The organism is uncultured Subdoligranulum sp. (genome assembly GCF_937890665.1).
Map to the genome: position 1 here is coordinate 1 of NZ_CALADU010000271.1, position 9363 is coordinate 9363.

A 9363-nucleotide genomic window follows, 5' to 3' on the forward strand; every position below is an offset into this window, starting at 1 on the left:
AAAATAAAATTGATATCATACCGCCTCAAAGGAGGAGACAGCAATGGCAGCGAAAGAAATGCGGCAAGCGATGATGGAAAAGCTGGGCACAAGGGAGTACCGGATCCGGCTGACCGAGGACCCCGAGGGGGGCTTTGTGGCATCGATCCCGGAGCTGCCAGGGTGCCTGACCTTTGGCGAAACCCGGGAGGAAGCGCTGGCCCGGATGGAAGATGCAAAACGGTGCTGGTTGGCAGCAGTGCGGGAAGCGAACGCCCTGGCTGATCGAGGTCAGGCCGATCGGGGTAAGATGGGTTCAAAAAGAAAATAGAAGAGTGTATCAGAAAAAGGCCATTCCATTTTGGAATGGCCTTTTTGCGAGGGAATTCGCTTTGATGAAAGAATCAGATCACCACGTCTCTATCAGAAACTGTATTCTACTTGTACAGGATAGAGAGTCGGAATTGACAAAAGCGACAGAGGAAATGCTCGAGGTACAACCGGTTATTTAAGGGAATATACTCCTGATATTTGACTTTCCCCTTACTATCTGCTATGTTTTAAGGGAAATGAGAGGCGGTTAAGGGAATGAGAACATTCAACTACTCGAAAATCAAAGAGCAAAAATGGGATTCTGAAATTCTTGGATATATTGCAGCAATCTACCGAGAAGTTGGAAAGCAGGAGCAATATCTAAAGCAGCGCCCGGAAGAATTGGAGAAGCTTGTCGAGATTGCAAAAATACAGAGTACCGAAGCATCCAATGCCATCGAGGGAATTGTCACCACCAATACCCGTATCCGACAGTTGGTGGAGGAAAAGACCACGCCGAAAAATCGTGATGAACAGGAAATCGCCGGATATCGTGATGTGCTGAATGCAATCCATGACAGCTTTGATGTAATTCCCATCTCCAGAAATTACATTTTGCAGTTACACAAAATCATGTACAGTCACATGAATAATCCTTTGGCAGGACAGACTAAAAATATCCAGAACTATATCAGTGCGACCTATCCGGACGGACATACGGAAACCCTCTTCACTCCGCTTTCTCCATTTGAAACACCGGAAGCGCTGGATAAAATCTGTGAAGAATACAACCGTGTAATCGGCAACTTTGAAGTGGAACCGCTGATTGCAATTCCAATTTTTATCCATGACTTTCTTTGTATTCATCCGTTCAATGACGGAAATGGAAGAATGAGCCGTTTGCTCACAACCTTGCTGTTATACCGCAACGGTTTCTATGTAGGAAAATACATCTCTCTGGAAGCCAAGATTGCAAAAACGAAGGACCTTTACTATGATGCACTTGCAAGATCCCAGGACGGGTGGCATGAAGGCTGTGAAGATGCAGTCCCTTTTATCAAATATCTGCTGAGCATCATTCTTGCAGCTTATAAGGATTTTGAAGACAGATTCTCGATCATAGAAACAAAGCTGCCAGCAGTAGAGAAGGTAAGAAAGGCAACACAAAATAAGATTGGAAGGTTCACGAAACAGGATATTCGAGAACTGTGCCCATCTTTGAGCATCAGTTCCATTGAAGGCTCTCTGAGAAAATTGGTAAAAGAAGGCGATTTGAAGAGAGAAGGTTCCGGTAAGGCAACTTATTATCTCCGCTTACGATAAATGCCCTTATGTTTGCTGTATTTCCCTTAATTTAATGAGATATTTAAGGGATTTGTAACTTTGTAAGGGAATTGGCATCCTCCTCACGGCTAAATCCGGGGGGATTCTGTGATCAACAATCACTGCATGGAGGTGTTTTTTATGACGGTGAAAGAGCTGATCCAAAGCCAGCCAGAGGAAACGGTTGTTGCAGCACTGTGTGAGCGGTTCCGGGTTCGAGCCGAGGACCGGGAACAGGCAGAAGAGGCACTGACCCGGTTTGTCCGGAGCCTGGACCCGATCGAGCCGGTGGGGGAAGGGGATCTGATCCTGGGGATTCTCCGCACATCGGAAGAAGGCGAGTTCCTGGAGCCCTGTCTGTACCGGAAGGCGGAGATCGCCGCGAAGTTTCACATCGAACCGGAGCTGGAGGAACTTTCCGGCCTGGAGGGGCTTTCCGAGGAGGAAATCGAGCGCCTGGCGTACCTCGATCCGCTCCCGGATTCCTATGCCTTTGAATATGCACCCTGGAACGAGGTTCTCGGCTGCGAGGTATATCTCCCCAATGCCAGAGAGGTGGGGGAAAGGGCACTGTGCGCCGCAGTCCTGTGGGAAATGAGCTTCTTTGGCCTGGAGGAATCCCGTGTGGAGAGGGCACGGGAACAGCTGCATGAGGCGGTGCAGGAAGCGGAGGAAGAGCGAAACAAGTCGTTCGTTTCTCTGGAAGCGCTGTGCGAGTCGCTGGGGATCCCCCGGCAAACCGAAGAGGAAAAGAAAAAATCCCACCTGCGGCTCTGCCGGGAGCAGCTGACAAACCGGCTGAGGACTTATCGGGTGTTGAGGCAGTACACCGGCAAAAACAAGGGGCAGCGCCAGTGAAACTGTAAAACAGCACAAAGCCTGAATCAAGAGGTGCGCCAGGATATCGGTTGTATTTGCGATATTGTACAGAGTTCCTTGTTTTGAATGTCTAAATTTTTTAGTGTTGTATCCAGAAAAAATATAAGATATACTAATATTGGATTAAATACCTATTTCTGTGTGGTATAACATACGACGATTTTATAGCACATGGAAAAACAAGGAGGAATATCAAATGAATCGACTGAAACGGTCGGCGGCACTGCTGCTGGCTGCGCTTACAGTCCTTTCCATGTCGGGCATGACAGCTTTTGCTGAGGCAGGGCTGCCCGAACCTACGGCAGCCGCAGAAAACGGTGAACCGGATGTGGATGGCATACCGGAGCAAAAACCCACACCGCCGCAGGCGAGCCAACCTGCCGCCCTGGGTGCGGAGGCCCAGAAAGATGAAAATGACGGGCAGCACCCCCAGGACCGAGCAGCGGATGATGCCCAGCCAGCAGCGAATACGGATCTGGTGAAGGAGAATGTGGAAATCACCGTCGGAGAAATCGTCTACACCGTTGATTTCTATGACGACGGCAGCGCCCGGTGGGCCTGTCTGTGGGATGTAAGCAATCCGCCCTCTCCCACAAGTCTTGCTCTGCCCGAGACATTTTCATACGAAGGGGTCGAGTATCCTGTAACCCAAATTCAGTTTACCCAGTGGGATAAGCGCCGCAATGTTACGGCGCTGACCTTGCCGGATACCCTGACCGCGGTAAATCATTCCTCGTTCTACAAATTCCCCGCTTTGAAGGAAATCACGATCCCCGGCAGCATCAAGAACTTTGATGGATCGTTTCAGAACATGAGCGACCTCCTCACCATTACCTTTGATGAAGGTGTGGAGGAAATTTCGAGCAATTCCATGGTCTATGGCTGCGATGTTCTTGCGGAAATCAATCTCCCCACATCACTGAAGCGGATCACTGCGCCGGCAGCTTTTGCCAGTGCTCCGGCGCTGAAAAGCATCCATTTGCCGGAAGGGCTTGTGATTGCCGAAGGGAGCCTGCTGTCCGACTGCACAGCGTTGACCCATGTGGAGCTGCCCGCTTCCATCACGGAGATTCCGTCCAGAACCTTTTCCGGATGCAGCAAATTGGAGCGTGTTACAGCCCGGGGGCAGATCACTGCGATCGGGTTGTCTGCGTTTTATCAGTGCAGCGCTCTGAAGGAAATCCCGGACCTTGGTGCAGTGAAACGGATCGAATCCAATGCATTTGAAGAATGCACGGCTCTGACCGGTCCGGTGAACCTGAGCCGTGTGACCGAGATGGGTGCTTATGCATTTTACAAATGCAAACAACTGACGGGTGCGGTCGATCTTTCCCGCCTGGCAAAGATCCCGGACCAGGCATTCAGCTACACCGATATTGAAGCCGTCACTTTGAGCGACGAGCTGACCTCCATTGGAAGGTGGGGCTTTTTGGGCACCAAGCTGAAAACGATTGCCTTCCCGGAAACCTTGATCTCCATTGGGCCGTATGCCTTCTGCTATTCCGATCAGCTCAGCGGTACGGTTGTGATCCCCGACCGTGTAACTGAAATCGGCACCTGTGCGTTTCAGGATACAAGGGTGGAGCACTTTGAAATCGGCAGCGGCGTGGAGGTCCTGGAGGCCGATGTGTTCAAAGAAAATCCGGCGCTGAAGGAGATCGTTATCCACAACAGCCAGGATCATGTTACGATTCAAGGACAGCTTGAAGGCAATGTTACGGTTCAGTATACACAGCAGTCGATGGACGATGCCGCGGGGGATACCATCTCCGGAGAGCCAGATGCCCCGACGCTGCAGGAAGCCGTGAACGCAGCAGCCAAGGCCGAAAACGGCGGCACCATAAAGCTGGAAAAGAATGTGAAGCTGGCCCAGGCTGTAACAGTCCCCAAGGGGAAAACCGTTACCATTACAGCGGAACAGCCGTTCCAGATTGCAGGAACCAAGACAGCCAACCTCAAAAACCTCTTTCTGGTGGAAGAGGGCGGGTCGCTTGTGCTTTCCGGTTCGGTTACACTGTTTGGCCGCTACAATATCGGAAGTGTCCTGCTGAACTATGGAAGTCTGACCCTTGCCGGGGAAGCGGTTGTTACCAGCTCCAGGATCGCCAGCGATACCGCCAACGGGCTGAATGGATCCGGGATCGGTGTCATTGACAACCGGGGCGAAAAGGCGGTATTCACATTGTCCGGCGGTAAAATTACCCGGAATGCGCTGAACGACGATTCGATTGTATACAGCGGCATTGTACGGGCCAGTGATGGTGCCAAGGTCATCATCACCGGCGGCGAAATTTCGGGCAACCAAGCAGTTGCTGTGTCTGCCCCGAACTGTTCCTCCGGGCTGCTGCTGATGGGGCATTCCAGCGCAGTGATGAGCGGAGGAAAAATCAGCGGAAACACCGGGCATCGGGGAAGTGCAGTCATGCTCTTTGGAAACGACGACAAGCATCGCACAACCTTTGAGATGCACGGAGGAATCTTGTCCAACAACAACTGCTCCTCGAAGCAGAATGTCGAGGGATCGGGGGCAGTGCATGTCGAGGACCATGCAAAATTCCACATGACTGGCGGCGAAATCGCTTTCAACAAGGGGGTCCAGGGCGCCGGAGTTTGCGTAGTAGACGGAAACTTGCAGATGAGCGATGAGGAGTATAAGACTGCTTTTGTAATGGACGGCGGTAAAATCCACCACAACAAGGGCAGCATCGGCGGTGGAATCTATTCATACTCCAATGGTGTGAAGCTGAAAGCCGGAGAAATCAGCGACAATACTGCCTATAATATGGGCGGCGGTATGTACAGCGAAGGAAATTACGACCATTACAGCACCATGCACCTTTCCAATGCGCTGATTACAGAGAACACTGCACGGCTGGGTGGAGGACTGTGGTTCTGTGCCACAGGAGAAACCTCCGTCCATATCACAGAAGGTGCCGCCATCTTTGATAATACAGCAAGGGATACTGCGCTTGAAAAGGGTGCCGGAGATGACTTTGTCTTTGCATCAAATCCGGCAGAGGATTTCCCGGCTACCCTGCCCAATCGAATGCTGGGCGGCGGAGCAGCACAGTGGTATAAAGATGGTGCGATTTATCTGCCTGCTGCAGGCGTTTACCCGTCTGTATCCGAAAAAACGCCCCGATACGGCACAAGCGGAGCCGATATGACCCCGGTAACGGTGGAAAACTATGTCGATTGTCTGTCCTTGAAATTGATCCCCTGTTCCCAGGAAGGCAAGGATCTGGCCAGACGAGAAGCCAAACTGATTATCCGTGGAAATCATGCGGATATGGGCGGCGGAATCGGAGCCAATGGCGGAATCGACATCGGAAAAGAAGAAAACACTTCCGTGGCTGTATCGAAGAAGTGGGTGGGCGGAAACGAAGCGAGCCGGCCGGAGTCGGTTACAGTCCAGCTGCTCAGCAATGGGGTCGTGATCGATACGGCAGACTTGTCCGCTGCAAACAACTGGGCCCACTCCTTTGAAAAGCTCCCCACAACGGATGCGGAAGGGGACCCGTATCAGTACAATGTGGAAGAACTTACTGTACCGGGATACAGCAGCCGGATCACCGGAGATAGCCGCAACGGCTTTGTCATCACCAACACCAAGACCTCTTCGGGCGGCGGTGGAGGCGGAGGCGGCAGCAGCAGAAATGATTATACCAGCCTTACCGTCAATAAGACCTGGACCACAGACGATGGACGGGCAATTCCGGAGTTTGTGCGTGTAGAACTGCTGCGGGATGGCCAAAGATACCAGATCGTGGAACTCAGTGCAGAAAACAGGTGGACATACACCTGGAAGCATCTGAATGACCGCTATGACTGGAGCGTTGCGGAAATGGATACGCCGGAGGGATTTGTTTCTACTGTTTCTCACCGCGGAAAGATCTGGACCATTACAAATAACGATATCCCCATCAAGGAGAATCCGTCCACAGGCCGGTAACACAGAATCGGGATTCGATTCACAGAAAAGGCTCCTTGCTGTTTCCGGAAAGGAGCCTTTTCACTTTTGATGCAGCTTTTTCCGCCACAGGTAAGCCCTGTTTTCGTGCTTTTCCTTTTTCTACGGCTGTGCTACAATAAACCTGGTATACTGATAGATTCAGAGAGGAGAGGATCGCGATGACAGAACAAGAAATGCTGCAGGCGATTATGGAAAAGCTGGATGCAGTCGATAAACAGCTTTCTTCGATGGGCGAGCGGATCACCGCTATTGAAGAAAGTATCTCCGATATCAGGAAAGATACAATGATTATACGCAGTGCAGTCAACAGCCTGACCGAATGGGCTGGCCAGGTAGCAGCGTTTACACAGGTGCATATTCCTGTCCGGAAGGCAGAGTAACAGGAAAGGCATTTTGCAGAGAGATGAGCGAGATTGTGAGCCAGGAAGATGAACGGGAAATCCTTGTCAGAAAGGTAGTTTTTGAGAAATATTATTCGAGTGAACAGCACTCCACCTGTCTGGTTCTGACCGGATATATCGATTCAAAGCTGCACACAGCCACGGTCGACATCAAAAACATCATGGCGACGGAAGGCCTGTCATTTAAAGAATGCTACCGGATTCTGAAGATTCCAGAGGGATTCCAGGAGACACTGCGGCTTCTGTTGGATCAGGACCAGATCATCTGGACAAAAGAACTGATAAAAGAGTACCTTGCCAGTGCAGACCTGCCGATGGGAAAGATCCGGAGAATTGCAAGAGACGCTTGGCCTGATATACTCGAAAGTGTCTTTGGGAAGGAAAAATCGACGGACTGATCTTGCCCCATCGGCCGATTTTCCGGGGCTTGACCCTACTATATTTGACAAATCAAAAGCCGGTGTTATAATAGAAATGGGAAGAGAGAAACGGGAAACCTTCCAGGCTTCTCTCTGTCACCAACCCTCTTTTCAGTAGGGTGGATTTTCTTTTTTTGTCTATGGTGAGAAAGCCGCATGATTTTGCGGCTTTTTTGCTGCCGTAAAGGATTGTGACGCGGTGGCAGCATATCTATACAGACCAAGAACTTTATGAGTACTGCAAACTTCCTCAAAAATACATTGATGTAATCGAAGCAGTCATAAAAGAACGAAAATAACACAAGGCTCAGAAGTCAACTGACTTCTGAGCCTTGTGTTATTTGCTTGTGATAAACTGACGATATAACTTTACAGACTTTTTAATCTGAGAACGAACAGAAGTGGACAGAAGTTTATATTGGTCATCCTGTTCTAAATAGAATTGATACACTTCATCATCATACCATGTAAGGATATTATCTGCACGTTTTATACGAGAGGACATATCACTGATAACGGCATCAGAGTACTGAGTGTTATCTTTAAGCCATTTTTTGAATTGTTCAGTATCAACCATTTTGACATTCCTCCAATGCAAGTTCTACAGTTTCAGCAACATACTTAGCGAGGTTTACAGGGACAGCATTACCTATCATCTGTTCCACGTCGGTTTTGTTGCCAACCCATTTGAATGTTTTAGGGAATGTTTGAATCCACGCTCTTTCTTCGGTGCTTAAAACATGCATATCTGGAGAAACAGGACAGGCATCATTGGGATGACCTGGGTACCCCTTAGGTACAGGACGATTTACACCTCTCATTGTAGGAGCCGGTTCATCAATAGAAAACACAGCCCGACGATTATAGTTTCGTGGATGTCGATAGTAAAATTCAAAGCCTAAGTCTTCACCAAAATAGTCACGCAATGTCATGACTTTTTTAGATTGTCTGCTGATAAAGGTATGAAGCGCAAATCCATCATCTTTACCAAGCATACCAAAACAGATAAAGCGTTTCCGTTTTTGAGGTGTGCCACATAGGCTAGCATCAAGAACGATTTCAGTCAAACCATAACCTGCTTTTTTGAAGATTGATCTGGCACTCGCATAGGCATTGCTCTTTTGTGCCCTATCAACATTTTCCATGACAAAGCATATGGGTTTAATTATGCTTACAATTTCAGCATATGCATCAGTTAATACCGCTCTACTCGCTTCAACTCTTTTTCCTGCATGAGAAAAATCTTGGCAAGGCGGTCCACCAATAATTATATCTGGTTGATATTCTTTAATAATCTGGACAGCAGTTTCGGTATCAGATAAATCAACTTTTAAAATAGGATGATTGAAGTTAGCTTCATAGCATTTAATTGCAGCGTCCCACCATTCAAAGGCTGCCACAACATCAAATCCTTGCTGTTCAAAACCAAGAGACAAACCACCACAACCTGCAAATAGGTCTACAATTCTCATGCTTATCACTTCCTTTTAAGCAGTCCTTGTGCTATAATAAATTTTGTATAGGTACACAAATGATTGTGACTGTTGACAGTATAGCATAAAATCAAATTGACGTCAAGTAATTGACGCCACTCTTTGAAAGGAAGTGAAGTCATGCCATCCGGATTATTCGGCATAGAGCACTCCAATAGAACTGTAGATGACCATTGGGGAAAGAATTGCTTTAACTCTAGTTATCCTACTGCTACAGCTTGTTATATGCTTGAGCACAACATATCGGCTGTTTATATTAAACTTGATTACGTTGATGGCAATTTATGTGTTGTAGCAGATGAAATACCAATAAGTCAAGTTTTTAATAGCGCAGACAAAAGACCAAATGAACTCTTTTTCAGCTTTGAGTCAGTCTTTGAGCCCTATCAGCAATACTCTTTTGATACGATTGATGGCATTGACCTTGTTATTAAAGACCTTGAGGGACATTTTCTATCTCCTATTGAAGTAAAGTTGACAGTATTGCCTGATAATTCAACTCTCGAAAAAGAAGAAACTCAGTGGGGGTCTGAAATCGTTGTTCGGTCTGCAACTACTTCCTACTGTGCGTTAGGCATGTTTGA

At 48.4% G+C, this 9363-nt stretch carries 9 protein-coding genes; 7 read left to right on the forward strand and 2 right to left on the reverse strand.

Annotation, left to right across the window (positions count from 1 at the left end):
- Window positions 1-43: 43 nt before the first annotated feature.
- From Q0526_RS15080 to Q0526_RS15105, 6 genes are all read left to right on the forward strand, one after another.
- Entirely contained in the window at window positions 44-310 is a 267-nt protein-coding gene (locus Q0526_RS15080; RefSeq protein WP_298735323.1) for a type II toxin-antitoxin system HicB family antitoxin, read from the forward strand.
- 257 nt (window positions 311-567) lie between these two features.
- Window positions 568-1614 carry a Fic family protein gene (locus Q0526_RS15085; protein ID WP_298735326.1) on the forward strand — a complete coding sequence of 349 codons (1047 nt, stop codon included), beginning with the start codon at window positions 568-570 and terminating at the stop codon, window positions 1612-1614.
- 141 nt (window positions 1615-1755) lie between these two features.
- Window positions 1756-2472: a DUF6557 family protein gene (locus Q0526_RS15090; protein ID WP_298735329.1), complete on the forward strand. Its 717-nt coding sequence runs from the start codon at window positions 1756-1758 to the stop codon at window positions 2470-2472.
- Window positions 2473-2689: 217 nt separating this feature from the next.
- Entirely contained in the window at window positions 2690-6445 is a 3756-nt protein-coding gene (locus Q0526_RS15095; RefSeq protein WP_298735334.1) for a leucine-rich repeat protein, read from the forward strand.
- A gap of 179 nt (window positions 6446-6624) precedes the next feature.
- Window positions 6625-6846: a hypothetical protein gene (locus Q0526_RS15100; RefSeq protein ID WP_298735337.1), complete on the forward strand. Its 222-nt coding sequence runs from the start codon at window positions 6625-6627 to the stop codon at window positions 6844-6846.
- A gap of 23 nt (window positions 6847-6869) precedes the next feature.
- Window positions 6870-7265, forward strand: a complete 396-nt coding sequence (locus Q0526_RS15105; protein ID WP_298735340.1) for a hypothetical protein — start codon at window positions 6870-6872, stop codon at window positions 7263-7265.
- Between the two features lie 358 nt (window positions 7266-7623).
- Here Q0526_RS15105 and Q0526_RS15110 read toward each other — a convergent pair whose 3' ends face one another.
- Both Q0526_RS15110 and Q0526_RS15115 read right to left on the reverse strand, forming a co-directional pair.
- Window positions 7624-7863 carry a hypothetical protein gene (locus Q0526_RS15110; RefSeq protein WP_298735343.1) on the reverse strand — a complete coding sequence of 80 codons (240 nt, stop codon included), beginning with the start codon at window positions 7861-7863 and terminating at the stop codon, window positions 7624-7626.
- On the reverse strand, window positions 7856-8758 hold the full coding sequence (locus Q0526_RS15115) for a DNA cytosine methyltransferase (protein ID WP_298735346.1): 903 nt from the start codon (window positions 8756-8758) through the stop codon (window positions 7856-7858). Before Q0526_RS15115 ends, Q0526_RS15110 begins: the two co-directional genes overlap by 8 nt.
- 141 nt (window positions 8759-8899) lie before the next feature.
- Between Q0526_RS15115 and Q0526_RS15120 the strand changes: the two genes are divergently transcribed.
- Window positions 8900-9363 (forward strand): HindVP family restriction endonuclease (locus tag Q0526_RS15120; protein ID WP_298735349.1); only part of this gene is annotated, 464 nt, incomplete at its 3' end.

What these genes read in the sequence shown, in the direction of transcription:
- Q0526_RS15080 (WP_298735323.1), top strand. Translation starts at nt 44, where the DNA reads ATGGCAGCGAAAGAAATGCGGCAAGCGATGATGGAAAAGCTGGGCACA.
- Q0526_RS15085 (WP_298735326.1), top strand. Translation starts at nt 568, where the DNA reads ATGAGAACATTCAACTACTCGAAAATCAAAGAGCAAAAATGGGATTCT.
- Q0526_RS15090 (WP_298735329.1), top strand. Translation starts at nt 1,756, where the DNA reads ATGACGGTGAAAGAGCTGATCCAAAGCCAGCCAGAGGAAACGGTTGTT.
- Q0526_RS15095 (WP_298735334.1), top strand. Translation starts at nt 2,690, where the DNA reads ATGAATCGACTGAAACGGTCGGCGGCACTGCTGCTGGCTGCGCTTACA.
- Q0526_RS15100 (WP_298735337.1), top strand. Translation starts at nt 6,625, where the DNA reads ATGACAGAACAAGAAATGCTGCAGGCGATTATGGAAAAGCTGGATGCA.
- Q0526_RS15105 (WP_298735340.1), top strand. Translation starts at nt 6,870, where the DNA reads ATGAGCGAGATTGTGAGCCAGGAAGATGAACGGGAAATCCTTGTCAGA.
- Q0526_RS15110 (WP_298735343.1), bottom strand. Translation starts at nt 7,863, where the DNA reads ATGGTTGATACTGAACAATTCAAAAAATGGCTTAAAGATAACACTCAG.
- Q0526_RS15115 (WP_298735346.1), bottom strand. Translation starts at nt 8,758, where the DNA reads ATGAGAATTGTAGACCTATTTGCAGGTTGTGGTGGTTTGTCTCTTGGT.